The sequence below is a fragment of the Cellulophaga omnivescoria genome, assembly GCF_027915275.1.
GTDB classification, from domain to species: Bacteria; Bacteroidota; Bacteroidia; order Flavobacteriales; family Flavobacteriaceae; genus Cellulophaga; species Cellulophaga omnivescoria.
The window spans coordinates 2,401,090-2,418,662 of record NZ_CP115819.1 but is presented as its reverse complement, the minus strand read 5'-3'; the positions used below and the strand labels follow the sequence as shown (position 1 = coordinate 2,418,662).

The window sequence follows — 17,573 nt, the reverse complement described above, 5'->3', positions numbered from 1 at the left end:
TAGTTGTAAAGATACAAAAGTGTAGCATTAACAGTGATCTTTACGCCATAACTATACCAATAATTAACTATAATTTAAACGAAAACGATATCGTATTATTTAGTTCTGACTGTTTTTTATTAAATCAAAAAAATTATCAAATAAATAATTAGAATCATTTGGTCCAGGACTGGCTTCCGGGTGATATTGAACCGAAAAAACATTCTTATTTTTCATTTTGATACCCGCTACAGTATTATCATTTAAATGTTTGTGTGTAATTTCTAAGTCGGCATTAGCCTCTGTTTCTTCTCTATTAATTGCAAAACCATGATTTTGAGAAGTAATTTCTCCTTTACCCGTTGTCAAGTTCATCACAGGATGATTGATACCTCTATGACCATTATGCATTTTATATGTAGAAACACCGTTAGCTAAAGCAATAACTTGATGACCTAAACAAATACCAAATAATGTTTTATTGTTGGCAATAATATCTTTTGCTGTTTGAATAGCTTCTGTTAAAGGTTCCGGATCTCCAGGTCCGTTAGATATAAAATATCCATCAGGATTAAAAGAACTTAAATCGGCATATGATGCATTATAAGGAAATACTTTAATGTAAGCATCTCTTTTAGCTAGGTTACGTAATATGTTTTTCTTAATTCCTATATCTAAAGCTGAAATTTTATATTTTGCATTTTCGTCCCCATAAAAATAAGGTTCTTTAGTAGATACTTTAGATGACAATTCCAAGCCTTCCATACTTGGTACATTTGCCAATTGCTCTTTTAAACTATCAATATTATCTACATCTGTAGAGATTACAGCATTCATAGCTCCATTATCTCTAATATAACTTACCAAAGCTCTTGTATCTACATCAGAAATAGCAAAAAGGTTACTGTTTTCTAAAAAATCTTGTAAACTGGTATCTGCATCAACCCTAGAATAATCATAACTAAAATTTTTACAAACAAGACCAGAAATTTTTACAGAATCAGACTCAACTTCTTCCTGGTTTGTACCGTAATTACCAATGTGCGCATTAGTAGTTACCATTATTTGTCCAAAATAAGATGGATCTGTAAAAATTTCTTGGTACCCTGTCATACCAGTATTAAAACAAACCTCACCAAATGCAGTACCTTCTGCATCACCAACAGCTTTTCCGTGAAAAATTGTACCGTCTGCTAATAAAATTAGCGCTTTTTTTCTTGCTTGATATTTCACCCTATAAAAATTTAATCCTTATTATTTTTACTATACAAATTTAACATAAAAAAAAGGATAGACTATAAGCCTATCCTTTTTTGAATATTTAAAAATAAAATCATTATTTTATTCTTCTGAATCATCTGATTTTGTTTCTGCTACAGGCGCTACAGCCTTTTTGCTTCTACCTCTTCTAGATTTCTTCTTCTCTTTTGGTTTACCAGCGTTATAAACTTCATTAAAGTCTACTAACTCTATTAAAGCCATATCAGCATTATCACCTAACCTGTTACCAAGTTTAATAATTCTTGTGTAACCACCTGGTCTGTCTCCTACTTTAGAAGAAACTTCACCAAATAAAGTTGTTACTGCGTACTTATCTCTTAAACTTTTAAAAACTATACGTCTGTTGTGAGTACCTTTCTCTACAGATTGATTGTTTTCTGCCTTTGATTTTGTAATTAAAGGCTCTACAAATTGTTTTAAAGCTTTAGCCTTAGCAACAGTAGTGTTAATTCTTTTGTGCTCAATTAAAGAACAAGCCATATTTGCTAACATAGCTTTTCTATGCGCTGCTTTTCTTCCTAAATGATTAACTTTTTTACCGTGTCTCATTGTATTATCTTATATATCTCCTTTAATGGAAATAAAATTAATCTTTATCCAATTTATATTTTGACAAGTCCATTCCAAAACTCAATCCTTTATTAATCACTAACTCCTCTAATTCAGTTAATGATTTTTTACCGAAGTTTCTAAACTTCATAAGATCGTTTTTATTAAATGAAACTAAGTCTCCTAATGTATCTACTTCTGCTGCTTTTAAACAATTTAGTGCACGAACTGATAAATCCATATCTACTAATTTAGTTTTAAGCAACTGACGCATGTGTAATGATTCTTCATCATAAGTTTCAGTCTGAGCTATTTCATCAGCTTCTAGCGTAATGCGCTCATCAGAAAACAACATAAAGTGATGAATTAAAACCTTAGCAGCTTCAGTTAAAGCATCTTTAGGATTTATTGATCCATCGCTACTGATTTCAAAAACTAGTTTTTCGTAATCAGTTTTTTGTTCAACACGATAGTTCTCAATACTATATTTTACGTTTTTAATAGGCGTAAAAATAGAATCAATTGGAATAGTTCCTATAGCAGCACCAGGCTTTTTATTCTCTTCTGCTGGTACGTATCCTCTTCCTTTTTCAATAACAATTTCCATATTAATGCTAACTTTAGCATCCATATTACAAATCACTAAATCAGGATTTAATACTTGGTACCCAGAAATAAATTTCTGAAAATCACCCGCAGTTAACTGATTTTTTCCACTTACAGAAATTGAAACAGTTTCAGTTTCAACATCTTCTATTTGTCTCTTAAAACGAACTTGTTTTAAGTTTAAAATCATTTCTGTAACGTCTTCAACAACACCAGGAATAACAGAGAACTCATGTTCTACTTTATCCATTCTTACAGAAGTAATTGCAAAACCTTCTAATGCAGAAAGTAATACTCTTCTTAATGCGTTTCCAACAGTCAATCCATAACCAGGCTCTAAAGGACGAAATTCAAATTTCCCTTCAAAATCTGTAGAATCGATCATTATAACTTTATCGGGCTTCTGAAAATTTAATAATGCCATAGTTGAATTAGGTTGTTTATTTAGAGTATAACTCGACGATTAGTTGTTCCTTGATATTCTCTGGAATCTGAACTCTTTCTGGGATAGATACATAAGTACCTTCGCTTTTTTCAGAATTCCAAGTTATCCACTCGTATACTCGGCTATTTGCAGCCAATGCATCTTGTATAGCAGATAATGATTTAGATTTTTCTCTAACACCTACAACATCTCCTGGCTTTAAAGAATAAGATGGTATGTTTACCAATTCTCCATTAACTGTAATGTGACGGTGAGAAACTAATTGTCTTGCTCCTCTTCTTGAGTTAGAAATACCCATTCTGTAAACAACGTTATCTAAACGAGATTCACATAACTGAAGTAATACTTCACCAGTTACTCCTTTACTACTGTTTGCTTTTGCAAATAAGTTTCTAAATTGTTTTTCTAAAATCCCGTAAGAATATTTAGCTTTTTGCTTCTCCATTAATTGGATAGCATATTCAGATTTTTTTCCACGACGTCTATTGTTACCGTGTTGTCCTGGAGGGTAATTCTTTTTTTCAAAAGACTTATCTTCTCCAAATATCGCTTCTCCGAATTTACGTGCGATCTTAGTTTTAGGTCCTGTATATCTTGCCATTTTCTAAAATTTTGAAAGTGAGATTATGAATTAAGGCTTATCCTTCGATAATCGTAATTACACTTTCTGTGAAATGCCCTTAGGGCTATTAATTTAATTAAACTCTTCTTCTTTTTGGAGGTCTACAACCGTTGTGCGGTAATGGAGTAACATCAATAATTTCTGTTACTTCTATTCCTGAGTTGTGAATTGCACGAATTGCAGATTCTCTACCGTTACCAGGTCCTTTAACATAAACTTTAACTTTTCTTAGTCCAGCTTCATGTGCAACTTTAGCACAATCTTCAGACGCTACTTGAGCTGCATAAGGAGTATTTTTCTTAGATCCTCTAAAACCCATTTTACCGGCAGATGACCAAGAGATTACATCTCCTTTTTTGTTTGTTAAAGAAATAATAATGTTGTTAAAAGAAGCCGTTACGTGTGCTTCTCCAACAGATTCAACTATAACTTTACGTTTTTTAGTTGTTTTTGTATTTGATTTTGCCATATTTTTCTAGTTTTTAGTTGTTAGTTGTTAGTATTAGAATCCTAAACTATCACATTTCAAACAGATTCAATCCAACTACTAAATACTAATGACTTTTAATTATTTAGTCGCTTTTTTCTTATTAGCAACAGTTTTTCTTTTACCTTTTCTAGTTCTAGAGTTGTTCTTAGTTCTTTGACCTCTTAAAGGCAAACCAGATCTATGACGAATTCCTCTATAACATCCAATATCCATTAAACGCTTAATGCTTAATTGAATTTCTGAACGTAATTCACCTTCAATTGTAAACTCAGATACAGCATCACGAATACGACCAATCTCGTCATCATTCCAATCTGATACTTTTGTATCTTCACTAACTTGGGCTTTAGCTAAAATATCTTTAGCTCTACTTCTACCTACACCAAATATATAGGTTAAAGCTATAACTCCTCTTTTCTGTTTTGGTATATCTACACCTGCAATTCTTGCCATAATTACCCTTGTCTTTGTTTAAATCTAGGATTCTTTTTATTAATTACGTACAACCGTCCTTTTCTGCGCACTATTTTGCACTCGGCACTTCTCTTTTTTATTGATGCTCTTACTTTCATCTTAATATCTATATGTAATTCTTGCTTTAGTCAAGTCATAAGGGCTCATTTCTAATTTAACCTTATCACCTGGTAATAATTTAATATAATGCATTCTCATCTTTCCAGAAATATGCGCTGTTACCACGTGTCCGTTTTCTAACTCCACACGGAACATTGCATTTGACAATGCTTCAATTATAGATCCGTCTTGCTCTATCGCTGCTTGTTTAGCCATAACTTATGCTACTTTTCTATTTTTACCACTTTTCATTAAGCCATCATAATGTCTATTTAACAAATATGAATTCACTTGTTGAACTGTATCAATTGCTACACCTACCATAATTAATAGTGATGTTCCACCATAAAACATTGCCCAATTTCCTTGAATTCCTAGCAATTGAACAACAATAGCTGGTAAAACAGCCAGCAAAGCTAAGAAAATAGATCCGGGTAACGTAATTAATGACATAATTTTATCTAAAAAATCTGCAGTTTCTTTCCCAGGCCTTGTTCCTGGTACAAATCCACCACTTCTTTTTAAGTCATCTGCCATCTTATTTGTTGGTACCGTGATAGCAGTATAAAAATATGTGAATATTATAATTAGAAAAGCAAATAAAACATTATATGCTAATCCAAAAGGATCCTGAAAATTAACCTCAAACCATGAACCTATTGCAGAAGTATTAAAATACTTACCAATCATACCTGGCAAAAACATAAGAGCTTGCGCAAATATTATTGGCATTACACCAGATGCATTTAATTTTAAAGGAATATATTGTCTAGACCCAGTAATATTTTTTTCATAACCCCCAGAAGCAGTCCTTCTAGCGTACTGAACAGGTATTTGACGAGTTGCTAATACAATAAGTACAGATGCCAATATAACCAGGAACCACAAAATAACCTCTACCAATATTAACATCGGACCACCAGTATTTTCACCAGTTCTAGAAGCTACTTCTTGCATAAATGCCTGCGGCATTGTTGCAATAATACCAATCATTATTAATAATGATATACCATTACCAATTCCCTTGTCAGTTATTTTTTCACCCAACCACATAGCAAATACAGTACCAGTAACTAGTATTATAACAGCAGGAATCATAAAATCTAATCCCTTACCTAATACAAAAGCACTATCCGGAACACCAAATGCACCTAAACCTAATAAATAAGCAGGAGCCTGTACTATACATATAGCAATTGTTAACCATCTTGTGATTTGGTTAATTGTTTTTCTACCACTCTCTCCTTCTTTTTGTAATTTTTGAAGGTAAGGGATAGCTATACCCATTAATTGCACTACAATAGATGCAGAAATATAAGGCATTATACCTAATGCAAAAACAGATGCTTTGGCAAAAGCACCACCTGTAAATGCATTTAATAAACCAAATATACCTTGTTCTGTACCCGATTGTAAATTACCCAATTCCTGAGAGTCTATCCCTGGTAGTGCAATTTGAGCACCAAAACGGTATACTAATAGTAAAGTAAGCGTAATAATTATTCTGTTTCTTAACTCTTCTATTTTCCAAATATTGGATATGGTATCAAAAAATTTCTTCATCTTCTGTTTAGTGATTAAAGACTTATTGCTTCTCCTCCAGCAGCCTCAATAGCTTGCTTTGCAGACGCAGTAAATTTGTGAGCAGAAATCTTAAGTGAAGCTTTTAACTCACCACCACCTAAAATCTTAACCAAATCATTTTTTCTTACTAATCTATTCTCAACTAGAGTTTCAAAAGTAACTACATCTTTTATAGCTCCTTTTTCAACCAAACCTTGTAGTTTGTCAAGATTAATACCTTGGTATTCTTTTCTATTAATGTTTGTGAAACCAAACTTAGGCACTCGTCTTTGCAACGGCATCTGTCCACCTTCAAAACCAATTTTCTTAGAGTAACCAGACCTAGATTTAGCACCTTTGTGCCCTCTAGTAGCAGTACCACCTTTACCTGAACCTTGTCCTCTACCTACGATTTTACCTGCTTTATTAACAGCACCTTCTGCAGGTGTTAAATTACTTAAATTCATCTTGATAAATTTATAATTAAGCTTCTTCAGTAGAAACTAAATGTTCAACTTTATTTACCATACCAAGGATATTTGGCGTAGCCTCATGCTCAACAACTTGACCAATTTTTCTAAGCCCAAGAGCCTCTAAGGTTCTTTTTTGTCTTTGAGTCTGTTTAATATTACTCTTAACTTGCTTTACTTTAATCTTTCCCATTGTATCCTATTTATCCTTTAAATACTTTTTCTAAAGATACTCCTCTTTGATCTGCAATTGTTTTTGCATCCCTAATTTGCAATAAAGCATCAAAAGTTGCCTTAACTACGTTATGAGGGTTAGAAGATCCTTGTGATTTTGATAATACATCATGTACACCAACTGCTTCTAATACAGCTCTTAAAGCTCCACCAGCAATTACACCTGTACCGTGAGATGCAGGCTGAATGTATACACGTGCTCCACCAAATTTACCTTTTTGCTCGTGAGGTATAGTTCCTTTGATTAGAGGGATTCTAATTAAATTCTTTTTTGCGTCTTCAACAGCTTTTGCTATAGCAGTAGCAACATCTTTAGATTTTCCTAAACCGTGTCCTACAACACCATTTTCATCTCCTACAACAACTATAGCAGAAAAACCAAAAGCTCTACCACCTTTTGTTACCTTAGTAACTCTTTGTACACCAACCAGACGATCTTTTAAATCCAATCCACCTGGTTTAACTGTTTCTACGTTTTTATATTTTTGGTACATAATATATTAGAATTTAAGTCCGCCTTCTCTAGCACCTTCTGCTAATGATTTAATTCTTCCGTGGTATAAGTTTCCACCTCTATCAAAAGCAATAGTCTCTATACCAGCTTTTAAAGCCTTTTCAGCAATAGCCTTACCAACTTGGTTTGCTATTTCTATTTTAGTTCCTTTTGCATCTAACTCTTTATCTCTTGATGAAGCAGCAACTAAAGTAGTTCCTGCATTATCATCAATAATTTGAGCGTAAATTTCCTTATTACTTCTAAATACAGCTAATCTTGGTCTAGTTGCAGTTCCAAATGAAACTTTTCTAATCCTTCTCTTGATTCTGTATCTTCTTTCAGTCTTTGATAATCCCATATTGCTAATTATTAAGCTGATTTACCTGCTTTTCTTCTTAATATTTCTCCAACAAACTTAATACCTTTTCCTTTGTATGGCTCTGGCTTACGGAAAGCTCTAATTTTAGCCGCTACTTGACCTACTAATTGCTTGTCAAAAGATGTTAATTTTACAATTGGATTCTTTCCTTTCTCAGAAACTGTTTCCACTTTAACTTCAGGAGCTATGTCCATTACTATGTTGTGTGAAAAACCAACAGCCAAATCTAATTTTTGTCCTTGGTGGCTAGCTCTATAACCAACACCAACCAATTCTAATTCTTTAGTCCAACCTTTAGAAACCCCTTCTATCATATTAAAAAATAAAGCTCTATACAAACCATGTTTAGCTTTATCGTTTTTATGCTCAGAATTTCTCGTTACAATGATTGATCCTTCTTCTATTTTTACTGAAACTCCTGAAAACTCTTGAGTTAATTCACCCAACTTACCTTTCATAGTAACTACATTGTCGTTAACCTCTACGGTTACACCCTCAGGAATTGTTACTGGATTATTACCTATTCTAGACATTATTCTTATTCTTTATAGATTAATAAACGTAGCATAAAACTTCACCACCAACTTTTTCTAACTTAGCTTGCTTGCTAGTCATAACTCCATGAGAAGTAGAAACTATAGCGATACCTAAACCGTTAAGTACTCTTGGCAAGTCTGAAGAACCAGCATACTTACGTAAACCTGGCTTACTTACTCGTTGTATTTTTTTAATTACAGGCTCTTTAGTTGCTTTATTATATTTCAAAGCAATTTTAATTGTACCCTGTACTGCGTCTTCAATGACTTTATAACTTAAAATATACCCTTGATCGAATAATATTTTAGTTATTTCTGTTTTTAGATTTGAAGCAGGAATCTCTACCACTCTGTGACCTGCACGACTGGCATTTCTAACTCTTGTTAAATAATCTGCTATAGGATCTGTTACCATTTAAAATAATTTGCGGTGACGGTTTTTAACTTCTTTGTTAAACCTGAAACCAATTTATATTGATTGTTTATTGTTTACCAACTTGCTTTTTTAACCCCTGGGATTAAACCATTGTTAGCCATTTCTCTAAAAGTTACCCTAGAAATACCAAAAGTTCTCATATAACCCTTTGGTCTTCCTGTTAACTTACATCTGTTGTGCATACGAACAGGCGAAGCATTTTTTGGTAATTTTTGTAATGCTTCATAATCTCCAGCTTCTTTTAAAGCTTTTCTTTTTTCAGCATATTTTGCAACTGTTGCCGCTCTTTTTCTTTCGCGGGCCTTCATTGATTCTTTAGCCATACTAATTCTTTTTAAAAGGTAATCCTAAATGAGTTAATAATGATTTAGCTTCTTTATCAGTCTCAGCAGTAGTTACAAATGTAATATCCATACCATTGATTCTATTAATCTTATCAATGTTTATTTCAGGAAATATAATTTGCTCTGTAATACCTAAGTTATAGTTTCCTCGACCATCAAAACCTGTAGCCTTAATACCCTGAAAATCTCTAACACGTGGTAATGCACTTGTAATTAACCTATCTAAAAACTCATACATTCTCTCACCTCTTAACGTAACCTTAGCACCAATTGGCATACCTTTACGTAATTTAAATGAAGCAACATCTTTTTTAGACATTGTAGAAACTGCCTTTTGACCAGTGATAAGCGTTAACTCATCAATAGCGTGATCTATAAGCTTTTTATCTGCAACTGCAGCACCAATACCTCTACTTAAAACTATTTTAGTAAGTTTTGGCACCTGCATAACGTTTTTGTATTCAAACTCTTCTGTAAGAGAAGACACAATACGCTCTTTATATTCTTGTTTTAATCTTGGAGTGTAAGTCATAATTAAATTACTTCATTAGATTTTTTAGAAAATCTCACTTTCTTACCATCTCTTACTTCATAACCAACTCTTGTAGTTTCTCCTGATTTAGGATCTATTAAAGATAGGTTAGAAATGTGTAATGGAGCTTCCTTTTTAACGATTCCTCCTTGAGGATTGTTTGCGCTAGGCTTTTCGTGTTTAGACACCATATTAGCACCTTCAACAATTGCCTTATTTTTTTCACGATCTACACTAACAACCTTACCTTCTGTACCTTTATGGTCTCCAGCTATAATTCTTACTGTATCTCCTGTTTTAATTTTTAACTTCATCATTTTTCTGAATATTAAAGTACCTCAGGGGCTAATGAAACAATCTTCATGAATTGCTTATCACGAAGCTCTCTTGCAACAGGTCCAAAAACACGCGTACCTCTCATCTCACCTGTTGGGTTTAACAACACACACGCATTATCATCAAAACGAATGTAAGATCCATCTTGTCTTCTTACTTCTTTCTTTGTTCTTACAACCACTGCAGTTGAAACAGCACCCTTTTTGATACCTCCGTTTGGAGTAGCATCCTTAACAGACACTACTATTTTATCTCCAACAGATGCATATCTTCTTTTTGTACCGCCCAATACACGTATAGTCAAAACTTCTTTTGCCCCTGTATTGTCTGCCACTTTTAGTCTAGATTCTTGCTGTAACATATTATTTAGCTCTTTCTAAAATTTCCACCAATCTCCAACACTTAGTTCTACTCAATGGACGAGTTTCCATTATTTTTACTGTATCACCAATATTGCAATCGTTTGTTTCGTCGTGCGCAACGTATTTCTTAGTTTTTAACACGAACTTACCGTACATAGGGTGCTTAACACGCTTAACTTCTGAAACCACAATTGATTTCTCCATTTTGTTGCTAGTAACAACTCCTATTCTCTCTTTTCTTAAATTTCTTTTTTCCATAAAGCAGAACCAATTATTGGTTATCCCTTTTAGTTAATTCAGTTGCTAGTCTAGCCACCGTTCTTCTCGTCTTTCTGATTTGAAGTGGATTCTCCAAAGGCGTAACAGAATGCGCTAATTTTAAATCGCCATACTGTTTCTTATACTCAGCTAATTTATTTTTTAAATCTTCAACTGATAATTCTTTTACTTCTGATTGTTTCATGATTCCTTAAATTATAAATTAAGCTGAATAATCTCTAGCAACAATAAACTTAGTCTTTACCGGTAATTTTTGAGCCGCAAGACGTAAAGCCTCTTTTGCGATATCCATAGGAACACCCGCTACCTCAAACATAATTCTACCTGGTTTCACAACAGCAACAAAATATTCTGGAGCACCTTTACCTTTACCCATACGTACCTCTAAAGGCTTTTTAGTAATAGGCTTGTCCGGAAATATTTTAATCCATAACTGTCCTTCTCTCTTCATATATCTAGTAGCAGCAATACGAGCCGCCTCTATCTGACGTGAAGTAATAAACTTAGAATCTAAAGATTTTATACCGAACATACCGTTAGAAAGCTGATGCCCTCTTTGCGAAAGTCCTTTCATACGGCCTTTCTGCGCTTTACGAAATTTGGTTCTTTTTGGTTGTAACATTTCTCTATCTCTTTAAATAATTACTTTCTACGACGTTGTTTCTTAGGCCCTTCATTTCTTCCACCTTTGCCCTGTCCTTTAGACATACCAACTAGCGGAGAAAGTTCTCTTTTACCATAAACCTCGCCTTTCATAATCCACACTTTAATACCTAATCTTCCATAAGTAGTATGTGCTTCATTTAATGCATAGTCTATATCTGCTCTAAAAGTAGACAAAGGAATTCTACCATCTTTGTAAGCTTCAGAACGTGCCATTTCAGCACCGTTTAATCTTCCAGAGATTTGAATTTTTATACCCTCTGCATTCATTCTCATTGCAGCAGCAATTGCCATTTTTATAGCTCTTCTATAAGAAATCCTATTTTCAATTTGACGAGCAACACTAGCAGCTACAAGATTTGCATCAACCTCTGGTCTCTTAATTTCAAAAATATTTATCTGAACTTCTTTACTTGTAATCTTCTTAAGCTCCTCTTTTAACTTATCTACTTCCTGACCACCTTTACCAATTATGATACCTGGTCTAGCGGTAGTTATAGTTACAGTAACAAGCTTTAAAGTACGCTCTATAATAACTCTAGAAACACTAGCTTTTGCTAAACGAGCATGAACATACTTACGTATTTTATCATCCTCTGCTAATTTATCTCCATAATCATTTCCACCGTACCAGTTAGATTCCCAACCTCTGATGATACCTAGACGATTCCCGATTGGATTTGTTTTTTGTCCCATAGTAATGTCTTAGCTTTGAGTTTTATTGTTAGATTCTAAAACCAATGTTACGTGGTTAGAACGTTTTCTAATTCTATGTGCTCTTCCTTGAGGTGCTGGTCTTAACCTTTTTAACATTGCACCACTATCAACTCTTATTTCTTTAACAATAAGATCAGCTTCTTCTATATCTGCATCTTCATTTTTAGACTGCCAGTTAGCAATAGCAGAAAGCAACAACTTTTCTACTCTTCTAGAAGCTTCTTTTTGACTAAACTTTAAAATAGCCAAAGCTTTTTCTACCTGTACACCTCTAATTAAATCTGCAACAAGACGCATTTTTCTAGGCGAAGTTGGACAATTATTCAACTTTGCAAAAGCAATCTTTTTCTTTTCAGCCTTAATTCTTTCGGCCATCTGTTTTTTACGAACTCCCATAGCTTACTTTTTTCCTTTGTTCTTCGCACCAGCATGACCTCTAAATGATCTTGTTGGTGAAAATTCTCCTAATTTATGCCCTACCATATTCTCTGTTACATAAACAGGAACAAATTGTCTACCGTTGTGTACTGCTATAGTTTGACCAACAAAATCAGGAGTAATCATAGAAGCTCTAGACCAAGTCTTAATAACCGCTTTTTTACCCGACTCAACATTTTGTTGAACTTTTTTCTCTAAACTATAATGAACGTAAGGTCCTTTCTTTAGTGAACGTGCCATTTTTTTCTAATTTTATTTCTTTCTACGTTCTAATATATATCTATTTGTATCCTTAGTTTTAGAACGAGTTCTAAATCCTTTAGCAGGAATACCATTTCTTGATCTTGGATGACCACCTGAAGCTCTACCTTCACCACCTCCCATTGGGTGATCCACTGGGTTCATTGCTACCGGTCTTGTTCTTGGTCTTCTTCCTAACCATCTACTTCTACCTGCTTTACCAGACACAAGCAATTGGTGATCCGAATTTGATACTGCACCTATCGTAGCCATACAACCCGCTAAAACTAATCTAGTTTCACCAGAAGGCAACTTAACAGTTACAAATTTTCCATCTTTTGCCATCAATTGAGCAAAAGTACCTGCACTTCTAGCCATAACAGCTCCTTGTCCAGGACGTAGTTCTATACAAGAAATAATTGTACCTAATGGTATAGCACTCAACGGTAATGCATTTCCTATTTCAGGAGATGCCGTTTCACCAGAAGAAATCTTCTGACCAACTTCTAATCCATTTTGAGCAACAACATATCTCTTTTCACCATCAGTATACTCTACTAATGCTATAAAAGCTGTTCTATTAGGATCGTATTGTATAGATTCAACAGTCGCAACAACACCTTGTTTATCACGCTTAAAATCAACTACACGATACCTTCTTTTATGACCTCCACCTTTTTGGCGCATTGTCATTTTCCCCTGACTGTTTCTACCTCCAGACTTTTTTAACGGAGCAAGTAAACTTTTCTCCGGCTTATCAGTAGTAATCGCGTCAAATCCGTTTACTACTCTAAATCGCTGTCCTGGAGTGATTGGTTTTAATTTTCTAACTGACATTCTTTGTCTTTATAGATTATTATAAAAATCAATTATATCTCCTTCTACCACGTTAATAATAGCTTTCTTATAGCTACTAGTTTTTCCGTGCTGCACACCTGTCTTAGTGTGACGTGTTTTACGCTTTGGTCCGTAAATCATTGTTCGAACATCTTTTACCGTAACCCCATAAGCCTGCTCTACAGCATCCTTAATTTGGATCTTATTGGCATTTAAATCCACAACGAAACCATAACGATTATACAACTCGCTATCAGCGGTCATTTTTTCCGTAATTATTGGCTTAATTAATACACTCATTGCTTTTCTATTTGTTTAAGTTCGATACAATTCCCTCTAATGCGCTTTCAAATAACACTACACTTGAAGCATTAAGTATTTTGTAAGTGCTTAATTCTGAGTTAATTACAACTTCCGAACGCTTTAAATTGCGCGATGACAAATATACATTATTATTTGAATCACCCAACACAATTAAAGATTTTTTATTTTCAATACCCAAAGACTTAAGAACTTGCGTAAATTCTTTAGTTTTTGGAGCGTCAAAATTAAAGTCTTCAACCACTAAAATTGCTTTCTCATTTTGCTTGATACTAAAAGCAGATTTTCTTGCCAAACGCTTAACGTTTTTATTTAACTTCTGCTTATAGTCTTTAGGACGTGGACCAAAAATACGACCACCACCTCTAAAAACTGGAGACTTAATACTACCCGCACGAGCAGTACCTGTTCCCTTTTGCTTCTTTATTTTTCTTGTACTACCAGCAATCTCAGCTCTTTCCTTTGACTTGTGGTTTCCTTGCCTCTGATGCGCTAAATACTGCTTAACATCTAAATAAACAGCATGCTTATTAGGCTCTATTGCGAATACCGAATCAGAAAGGTCTACCTTTCTACCCGTATCTTTTCCTTTACTATCTAAAACTGCTACTTTCATTACTTCTGAATAGTTACGTAAGCGTTTTTATGACCAGGAACACAACCTTTTACTACTAAAAGATTTTTTTCTGGAACTACTTTATAAACTCTAAGGTTTTGAACAGTGACTCTCTCACCACCCATTCTACCTGCCATCTTCATACCCTTAAACACTCTCGCAGGATAAGAAGCAGCACCAATAGAACCTGGAGCCCTTAATCTGTTATGTTGACCGTGCGTAGCCTGACCAACACCTCCAAAGCCATGTCTTTTAACAACACCCTGAAAACCTTTACCTTTAGACGTACCTACTACATCTACAAATTCACCCTCTACAAACTGATCTACACCTAATGTATCACCTAATTTGTATTCACCTTCAAAACCTTGGAATTCAACGACTTTTTTCTTAGGAGAAGTACCTGCCTTTTTAAAATGACCCATTTGAGCCTTATTAGCACGTTTTTCTGCCTTGTCATCGAAACCAAGCTGAAGAGCACTATACCCATCAACTTCTTCGGTTCTGACTTGGGTAACAACACATGGTCCAGCTTCGATTACAGTACATGGAATATTTTTTCCATTTTCATCAAAGATGCTGGTCATGCCAATCTTTCTTCCAATTAACCCAGACATATTTATTAATTATTAATTATTAATTACTTATTTACTACTTAAAACTTTTTGACAAAAAAACAGGGTCAAAAATAACTCAACCCTGAATTTATTTTTTTCCGTCTTTCCATCGCGAAACGCTCAGGACATGTCATCCACTTCACACAGAAGCAGACAGAGATACTTAAACCTTAATCTCAACTTCAACACCACTTGGTAACTCTAACTTCATTAGAGCATCAATAGTTTTAGAAGAAGAACTGTAAATATCCAATAATCTCTTATAAGAACTTAACTGAAACTGCTCTCTAGATTTCTTATTTACGTGCGGCGAACGCAATACTGTAAATATTTTCTTGTGAGTTGGTAACGGAATTGGACCCGTAATAACCGCTCCAGTAGTCTTAACCGTCTTTACAATTTTCTCAGCAGATTTATCTACCAAATTATGATCGTAAGATTTTAACTTTATTCTAATTTTTTGACTCATTTTACTAAATTTAAGCGGTTACTCCTTTTGCTGCCTTAATTACTTCTTCAGATATGTTAGATGGAGTTTCTGCATAATGAGAAAATTCCATAGTAGATGTTGCTCTACCAGAAGATAATGTTCTTAATGAAGTTACATAACCAAACATTTCAGATAAAGGAACCTCAGCCTTAACAACCTTAGAACCAGCTCTATCATCCATACTAGAAATAACACCTCTTCTTCTATTTAAATCACCAACAATATCACCCATATTTTCCTCAGGAGTCAAAACCTCCATTTTCATTATAGGTTCCATTATAACAGCACCAGCAGCCTTACCTGCAGCTTTATAACCCATTTTTGCAGCTAACTCAAAAGATAATGCATCAGAATCCACAGGGTGGAAAGATCCATCTTTAAGAACTATTTTCATAGTATCCATCTCATAACCAGCCAAAGGACCATTTTTCATTGCAATTTCAAATCCTTTCTGAACAGCAGGTATAAATTCTTTTGGAATACGACCACCTTTAATTTCATCAACAAACTGAAGACCCTCTCCTTCAAAATCAGAATCCACAGGACCCATTTCAAAGACAATATCTCCAAATTTACCACGTCCACCAGATTGCTTCTTGTAAGTTTCTCTATGGTTAGCAGTTCTTGTTAATGCTTCTTTATACTCAACTTGAGGCTCACCTTGATTCACCTCTACTTTAAATTCACGTTTTAAACGATCAACAATAATATCTAAGTGAAGCTCACCCATACCAGATATAATTGTCTGACCTGAAGCCTCATCAGTTCTAACCGTAAACGTAGGATCTTCTTCAGCTAACTTACCTAAAGCCATTCCCAATTTATCAACATCAGCCTTAGTTTTAGGCTCAACTGCTATACCAATTACAGGGTCTGGAAAATCCATACTTTCCAAAACGATAGGATTCTTTTCATCAGACATAGTATCACCCGTCTTAATATCTTTAAAACCTACAGCTGCACCAATATCTCCCGCCTCGATATAATCAATAGCATTTTGCTTATTAGAATGCATTTGGTAAATACGAGAAATACGTTCTTTTTTACCAGATCTATTATTTAAAATATAAGAACCAGCATCTAAACGACCAGAATAAGCCCTAAAGAATGCTAAACGACCAACAAATGGATCCGTAGCAATTTTAAATGCCAATGCCGCAAAAGGCTCTTTAGCATCTGGCTTACGAGTAACAGCTTCACCAGTATCCGGATCAGTACCTACAATATCATCCTTATCTACAGGAGAAGGCAAATATCTACATACAGCATCTAATAAAAACTGCACTCCTTTATTTTTAAATGAAGAACCACAAACCATAGGAATAATTGCCCTATCCATAACAGCAGCTCTTAAAGCAGCATGAACTTCCTCCTCTGAGATTGAATCTTCATCCTCAAAAAATTTCTCCATTAACTCCTCATCATACTCAGCCACAGCCTCTATTAAAGCAGCTCTATACTGCTTCACTTCAGCTTTCATCTCTTCAGGAATATCAACAACATCAAAAGTTGCCCCAAAGTTCTCATCATGCCAAACAATAGCTCTATTCTTTGCCAAATCAACAATACCTCTAAAATCAGCTTCATCACCAATTGGCAAAACAATAGGAACAGCATTAGAACCTAACATTGTTTTTACCTGACCACAAACCTTTAAGAAGTTAGAACCTTGACGATCCATTTTATTAACAAAACCAATACGCGGAACCTTATAGTTATCAGCTAATCTCCAGTTAGTTTCTGACTGAGGCTCAACACCATCAACAGCACTAAACAAGAAAACTAAACCATCTAAAACACGTAGAGATCTATTTACCTCAACAGTAAAATCTACGTGGCCCGGAGTATCAATTATATTAAAGTGATAATCTTTAGTTTCTGGCAATGGCTTTGCATTCTCCATTGGAAACTGCCAAGTACAAGTAGTTGCAGCAGAAGTAATTGTAATACCTCTTTCCTGCTCCTGCTCCATCCAGTCCATAGTAGCCGCACCATCATGCACTTCTCCTATTTTATGACTAACACCCGTATAAAATAAAATACGTTCAGTTGTTGTTGTTTTACCAGCATCAATATGAGCTGCAATCCCTATATTCCTTGTATATCTTAAATCTCTTCCCAT

General features: G+C 34.5%; 31 protein-coding genes. All 31 read right to left on the bottom strand.

Features of this window, described 5'->3' with window-relative positions:
• Positions 1 to 99: 99 nt before the first annotated feature.
• Positions 100 to 1,212: a glutamine-hydrolyzing carbamoyl-phosphate synthase small subunit gene (gene carA / locus PBN93_RS10780; RefSeq protein ID WP_271080609.1), complete on the bottom strand. Its 1,113-nt coding sequence runs from the start codon at positions 1,210 to 1,212 to the stop codon at positions 100 to 102.
• Between the two features lie 108 nt (positions 1,213 to 1,320).
• On the bottom strand, positions 1,321 to 1,809 hold the full coding sequence (rplQ, locus tag PBN93_RS10775; RefSeq protein ID WP_077406735.1) for a 50S ribosomal protein L17: 489 nt from the start codon (positions 1,807 to 1,809) through the stop codon (positions 1,321 to 1,323).
• Between the two features lie 37 nt (positions 1,810 to 1,846).
• Complete coding sequence (locus tag PBN93_RS10770) at positions 1,847 to 2,839, bottom strand: DNA-directed RNA polymerase subunit alpha (protein ID WP_072303176.1); 993 nt, start codon at positions 2,837 to 2,839, stop codon at positions 1,847 to 1,849.
• Positions 2,840 to 2,855: 16 nt separating this feature from the next.
• Complete coding sequence (gene rpsD / locus PBN93_RS10765; protein ID WP_077406738.1) at positions 2,856 to 3,461, bottom strand: 30S ribosomal protein S4; 606 nt, start codon at positions 3,459 to 3,461, stop codon at positions 2,856 to 2,858.
• Positions 3,462 to 3,558: 97 nt separating this feature from the next.
• Positions 3,559 to 3,951: a 30S ribosomal protein S11 gene (gene rpsK, locus PBN93_RS10760; protein WP_077406741.1), complete on the bottom strand. Its 393-nt coding sequence runs from the start codon at positions 3,949 to 3,951 to the stop codon at positions 3,559 to 3,561.
• 99 nt (positions 3,952 to 4,050) lie between these two features.
• On the bottom strand, positions 4,051 to 4,425 hold the full coding sequence (rpsM, locus tag PBN93_RS10755) for a 30S ribosomal protein S13 (RefSeq protein WP_077406744.1): 375 nt from the start codon (positions 4,423 to 4,425) through the stop codon (positions 4,051 to 4,053).
• A 2-nt stretch (positions 4,426 to 4,427) separates the two neighbouring features.
• The gene (ykgO, locus tag PBN93_RS10750; RefSeq protein ID WP_013621733.1) at positions 4,428 to 4,544 is read right to left on the bottom strand and encodes a type B 50S ribosomal protein L36; all 117 of its coding nucleotides are present in this window, start codon (positions 4,542 to 4,544) and stop codon (positions 4,428 to 4,430) included.
• Between the two features lies 1 nt (position 4,545).
• Complete coding sequence (infA, locus tag PBN93_RS10745; RefSeq protein ID WP_013305172.1) at positions 4,546 to 4,761, bottom strand: translation initiation factor IF-1; 216 nt, start codon at positions 4,759 to 4,761, stop codon at positions 4,546 to 4,548.
• 3 nt (positions 4,762 to 4,764) lie between these two features.
• Positions 4,765 to 6,108 carry a preprotein translocase subunit SecY gene (gene secY / locus PBN93_RS10740; protein WP_077406747.1) on the bottom strand — a complete coding sequence of 448 codons (1,344 nt, stop codon included), beginning with the start codon at positions 6,106 to 6,108 and terminating at the stop codon, positions 4,765 to 4,767.
• A gap of 14 nt (positions 6,109 to 6,122) precedes the next feature.
• A complete protein-coding gene (gene rplO, locus PBN93_RS10735) occupies positions 6,123 to 6,575 on the bottom strand; it encodes a 50S ribosomal protein L15 (RefSeq protein WP_013621731.1) in 453 nt (150 codons plus the stop codon).
• Between the two features lie 16 nt (positions 6,576 to 6,591).
• On the bottom strand, positions 6,592 to 6,771 hold the full coding sequence (gene rpmD / locus PBN93_RS10730) for a 50S ribosomal protein L30 (protein ID WP_013621730.1): 180 nt from the start codon (positions 6,769 to 6,771) through the stop codon (positions 6,592 to 6,594).
• 10 nt (positions 6,772 to 6,781) lie between these two features.
• A complete protein-coding gene (rpsE, locus tag PBN93_RS10725; protein WP_013621729.1) occupies positions 6,782 to 7,306 on the bottom strand; it encodes a 30S ribosomal protein S5 in 525 nt (174 codons plus the stop codon).
• A gap of 6 nt (positions 7,307 to 7,312) precedes the next feature.
• Entirely contained in the window at positions 7,313 to 7,666 is a 354-nt protein-coding gene (gene rplR / locus PBN93_RS10720; RefSeq protein ID WP_013621728.1) for a 50S ribosomal protein L18, read from the bottom strand.
• An 11-nt stretch (positions 7,667 to 7,677) separates the two neighbouring features.
• Positions 7,678 to 8,220, bottom strand: coding sequence for a 50S ribosomal protein L6 (gene rplF / locus PBN93_RS10715; RefSeq protein WP_077406750.1), 543 nt, complete (start codon positions 8,218 to 8,220; stop codon positions 7,678 to 7,680).
• A 19-nt stretch (positions 8,221 to 8,239) separates the two neighbouring features.
• Positions 8,240 to 8,638 (bottom strand): 30S ribosomal protein S8, encoded by a 399-nt coding sequence (gene rpsH, locus PBN93_RS10710; RefSeq protein WP_013621726.1) that lies wholly within the window; start codon positions 8,636 to 8,638, stop codon positions 8,240 to 8,242.
• A gap of 74 nt (positions 8,639 to 8,712) precedes the next feature.
• Positions 8,713 to 8,982 carry a 30S ribosomal protein S14 gene (gene rpsN, locus PBN93_RS10705; protein WP_013621725.1) on the bottom strand — a complete coding sequence of 90 codons (270 nt, stop codon included), beginning with the start codon at positions 8,980 to 8,982 and terminating at the stop codon, positions 8,713 to 8,715.
• Between the two features lies 1 nt (position 8,983).
• Positions 8,984 to 9,535 carry a 50S ribosomal protein L5 gene (gene rplE, locus PBN93_RS10700; RefSeq protein WP_013621724.1) on the bottom strand — a complete coding sequence of 184 codons (552 nt, stop codon included), beginning with the start codon at positions 9,533 to 9,535 and terminating at the stop codon, positions 8,984 to 8,986.
• A gap of 2 nt (positions 9,536 to 9,537) precedes the next feature.
• Positions 9,538 to 9,852 carry a 50S ribosomal protein L24 gene (gene rplX / locus PBN93_RS10695; protein WP_013621723.1) on the bottom strand — a complete coding sequence of 105 codons (315 nt, stop codon included), beginning with the start codon at positions 9,850 to 9,852 and terminating at the stop codon, positions 9,538 to 9,540.
• 11 nt (positions 9,853 to 9,863) lie between these two features.
• Positions 9,864 to 10,232 (bottom strand): 50S ribosomal protein L14, encoded by a 369-nt coding sequence (gene rplN / locus PBN93_RS10690; RefSeq protein ID WP_034642780.1) that lies wholly within the window; start codon positions 10,230 to 10,232, stop codon positions 9,864 to 9,866.
• A 1-nt stretch (position 10,233) separates the two neighbouring features.
• Positions 10,234 to 10,491 (bottom strand): 30S ribosomal protein S17, encoded by a 258-nt coding sequence (gene rpsQ, locus PBN93_RS10685; RefSeq protein ID WP_072303188.1) that lies wholly within the window; start codon positions 10,489 to 10,491, stop codon positions 10,234 to 10,236.
• A gap of 13 nt (positions 10,492 to 10,504) precedes the next feature.
• The gene (gene rpmC, locus PBN93_RS10680; protein ID WP_013621720.1) at positions 10,505 to 10,696 is read right to left on the bottom strand and encodes a 50S ribosomal protein L29; all 192 of its coding nucleotides are present in this window, start codon (positions 10,694 to 10,696) and stop codon (positions 10,505 to 10,507) included.
• Between the two features lie 18 nt (positions 10,697 to 10,714).
• A complete protein-coding gene (rplP, locus tag PBN93_RS10675; protein ID WP_077406753.1) occupies positions 10,715 to 11,134 on the bottom strand; it encodes a 50S ribosomal protein L16 in 420 nt (139 codons plus the stop codon).
• Between the two features lie 20 nt (positions 11,135 to 11,154).
• Complete coding sequence (gene rpsC, locus PBN93_RS10670; RefSeq protein WP_013621718.1) at positions 11,155 to 11,871, bottom strand: 30S ribosomal protein S3; 717 nt, start codon at positions 11,869 to 11,871, stop codon at positions 11,155 to 11,157.
• Positions 11,872 to 11,880: 9 nt separating this feature from the next.
• The gene (gene rplV, locus PBN93_RS10665) at positions 11,881 to 12,288 is read right to left on the bottom strand and encodes a 50S ribosomal protein L22 (protein WP_013621717.1); all 408 of its coding nucleotides are present in this window, start codon (positions 12,286 to 12,288) and stop codon (positions 11,881 to 11,883) included.
• A gap of 3 nt (positions 12,289 to 12,291) precedes the next feature.
• Complete coding sequence (gene rpsS / locus PBN93_RS10660) at positions 12,292 to 12,570, bottom strand: 30S ribosomal protein S19 (protein ID WP_013621716.1); 279 nt, start codon at positions 12,568 to 12,570, stop codon at positions 12,292 to 12,294.
• A gap of 12 nt (positions 12,571 to 12,582) precedes the next feature.
• Positions 12,583 to 13,407 (bottom strand): 50S ribosomal protein L2, encoded by an 825-nt coding sequence (rplB, locus tag PBN93_RS10655; protein ID WP_077406756.1) that lies wholly within the window; start codon positions 13,405 to 13,407, stop codon positions 12,583 to 12,585.
• A 9-nt stretch (positions 13,408 to 13,416) separates the two neighbouring features.
• Positions 13,417 to 13,707, bottom strand: a complete 291-nt coding sequence (rplW, locus tag PBN93_RS10650; protein WP_271080608.1) for a 50S ribosomal protein L23 — start codon at positions 13,705 to 13,707, stop codon at positions 13,417 to 13,419.
• Between the two features lie 7 nt (positions 13,708 to 13,714).
• Positions 13,715 to 14,344, bottom strand: coding sequence for a 50S ribosomal protein L4 (gene rplD, locus PBN93_RS10645; protein ID WP_077406762.1), 630 nt, complete (start codon positions 14,342 to 14,344; stop codon positions 13,715 to 13,717).
• Positions 14,344 to 14,961: a 50S ribosomal protein L3 gene (gene rplC, locus PBN93_RS10640; RefSeq protein ID WP_077406765.1), complete on the bottom strand. Its 618-nt coding sequence runs from the start codon at positions 14,959 to 14,961 to the stop codon at positions 14,344 to 14,346. Before rplC ends, rplD begins: the two co-directional genes overlap by 1 nt.
• Before the next feature lie 163 nt (positions 14,962 to 15,124).
• Positions 15,125 to 15,430, bottom strand: coding sequence for a 30S ribosomal protein S10 (gene rpsJ / locus PBN93_RS10635; RefSeq protein WP_013621711.1), 306 nt, complete (start codon positions 15,428 to 15,430; stop codon positions 15,125 to 15,127).
• A 10-nt stretch (positions 15,431 to 15,440) separates the two neighbouring features.
• Positions 15,441 to 17,573: an elongation factor G gene (fusA, locus tag PBN93_RS10630; RefSeq protein WP_271080607.1), complete on the bottom strand. Its 2,133-nt coding sequence runs from the start codon at positions 17,571 to 17,573 to the stop codon at positions 15,441 to 15,443.

What these genes read in the sequence shown, in the direction of transcription:
- rplR (WP_013621728.1), bottom strand. Translation starts at nt 7,666, where the DNA reads ATGGGATTATCAAAGACTGAAAGAAGATACAGAATCAAGAGAAGGATT.
- rplV (WP_013621717.1), bottom strand. Translation starts at nt 12,288, where the DNA reads ATGGGAGTTCGTAAAAAACAGATGGCCGAAAGAATTAAGGCTGAAAAG.
- rpsC (WP_013621718.1), bottom strand. Translation starts at nt 11,871, where the DNA reads ATGGGACAAAAAACAAATCCAATCGGGAATCGTCTAGGTATCATCAGA.
- rplF (WP_077406750.1), bottom strand. Translation starts at nt 8,220, where the DNA reads ATGTCTAGAATAGGTAATAATCCAGTAACAATTCCTGAGGGTGTAACC.
- rpmC (WP_013621720.1), bottom strand. Translation starts at nt 10,696, where the DNA reads ATGAAACAATCAGAAGTAAAAGAATTATCAGTTGAAGATTTAAAAAAT.
- rplQ (WP_077406735.1), bottom strand. Translation starts at nt 1,809, where the DNA reads ATGAGACACGGTAAAAAAGTTAATCATTTAGGAAGAAAAGCAGCGCAT.
- PBN93_RS10770 (WP_072303176.1), bottom strand. Translation starts at nt 2,839, where the DNA reads ATGGCATTATTAAATTTTCAGAAGCCCGATAAAGTTATAATGATCGAT.
- rpsN (WP_013621725.1), bottom strand. Translation starts at nt 8,982, where the DNA reads ATGGCTAAAGAATCAATGAAGGCCCGCGAAAGAAAAAGAGCGGCAACA.
- secY (WP_077406747.1), bottom strand. Translation starts at nt 6,108, where the DNA reads ATGAAGAAATTTTTTGATACCATATCCAATATTTGGAAAATAGAAGAG.
- rplO (WP_013621731.1), bottom strand. Translation starts at nt 6,575, where the DNA reads ATGAATTTAAGTAATTTAACACCTGCAGAAGGTGCTGTTAATAAAGCA.
- rpsJ (WP_013621711.1), bottom strand. Translation starts at nt 15,430, where the DNA reads ATGAGTCAAAAAATTAGAATAAAGTTAAAATCTTACGATCATAATTTG.
- rpsS (WP_013621716.1), bottom strand. Translation starts at nt 12,570, where the DNA reads ATGGCACGTTCACTAAAGAAAGGACCTTACGTTCATTATAGTTTAGAG.
- rpsM (WP_077406744.1), bottom strand. Translation starts at nt 4,425, where the DNA reads ATGGCAAGAATTGCAGGTGTAGATATACCAAAACAGAAAAGAGGAGTT.
- rplN (WP_034642780.1), bottom strand. Translation starts at nt 10,232, where the DNA reads ATGTTACAGCAAGAATCTAGACTAAAAGTGGCAGACAATACAGGGGCA.
- rpsE (WP_013621729.1), bottom strand. Translation starts at nt 7,306, where the DNA reads ATGTACCAAAAATATAAAAACGTAGAAACAGTTAAACCAGGTGGATTG.
- rplX (WP_013621723.1), bottom strand. Translation starts at nt 9,852, where the DNA reads ATGATGAAGTTAAAAATTAAAACAGGAGATACAGTAAGAATTATAGCT.
- rplC (WP_077406765.1), bottom strand. Translation starts at nt 14,961, where the DNA reads ATGTCTGGGTTAATTGGAAGAAAGATTGGCATGACCAGCATCTTTGAT.
- rplP (WP_077406753.1), bottom strand. Translation starts at nt 11,134, where the DNA reads ATGTTACAACCAAAAAGAACCAAATTTCGTAAAGCGCAGAAAGGCCGT.
- rplW (WP_271080608.1), bottom strand. Translation starts at nt 13,707, where the DNA reads ATGAGTGTATTAATTAAGCCAATAATTACGGAAAAAATGACCGCTGAT.
- rplE (WP_013621724.1), bottom strand. Translation starts at nt 9,535, where the DNA reads ATGACTTACACTCCAAGATTAAAACAAGAATATAAAGAGCGTATTGTG.
- rpsQ (WP_072303188.1), bottom strand. Translation starts at nt 10,491, where the DNA reads ATGGAAAAAAGAAATTTAAGAAAAGAGAGAATAGGAGTTGTTACTAGC.
- rpsK (WP_077406741.1), bottom strand. Translation starts at nt 3,951, where the DNA reads ATGGCAAAATCAAATACAAAAACAACTAAAAAACGTAAAGTTATAGTT.
- rpsD (WP_077406738.1), bottom strand. Translation starts at nt 3,461, where the DNA reads ATGGCAAGATATACAGGACCTAAAACTAAGATCGCACGTAAATTCGGA.
- ykgO (WP_013621733.1), bottom strand. Translation starts at nt 4,544, where the DNA reads ATGAAAGTAAGAGCATCAATAAAAAAGAGAAGTGCCGAGTGCAAAATA.
- rplB (WP_077406756.1), bottom strand. Translation starts at nt 13,407, where the DNA reads ATGTCAGTTAGAAAATTAAAACCAATCACTCCAGGACAGCGATTTAGA.
- rpmD (WP_013621730.1), bottom strand. Translation starts at nt 6,771, where the DNA reads ATGGGAAAGATTAAAGTAAAGCAAGTTAAGAGTAATATTAAACAGACT.
- rplD (WP_077406762.1), bottom strand. Translation starts at nt 14,344, where the DNA reads ATGAAAGTAGCAGTTTTAGATAGTAAAGGAAAAGATACGGGTAGAAAG.
- infA (WP_013305172.1), bottom strand. Translation starts at nt 4,761, where the DNA reads ATGGCTAAACAAGCAGCGATAGAGCAAGACGGATCTATAATTGAAGCA.
- fusA (WP_271080607.1), bottom strand. Translation starts at nt 17,573, where the DNA reads ATGGGAAGAGATTTAAGATATACAAGGAATATAGGGATTGCAGCTCAT.
- rpsH (WP_013621726.1), bottom strand. Translation starts at nt 8,638, where the DNA reads ATGGTAACAGATCCTATAGCAGATTATTTAACAAGAGTTAGAAATGCC.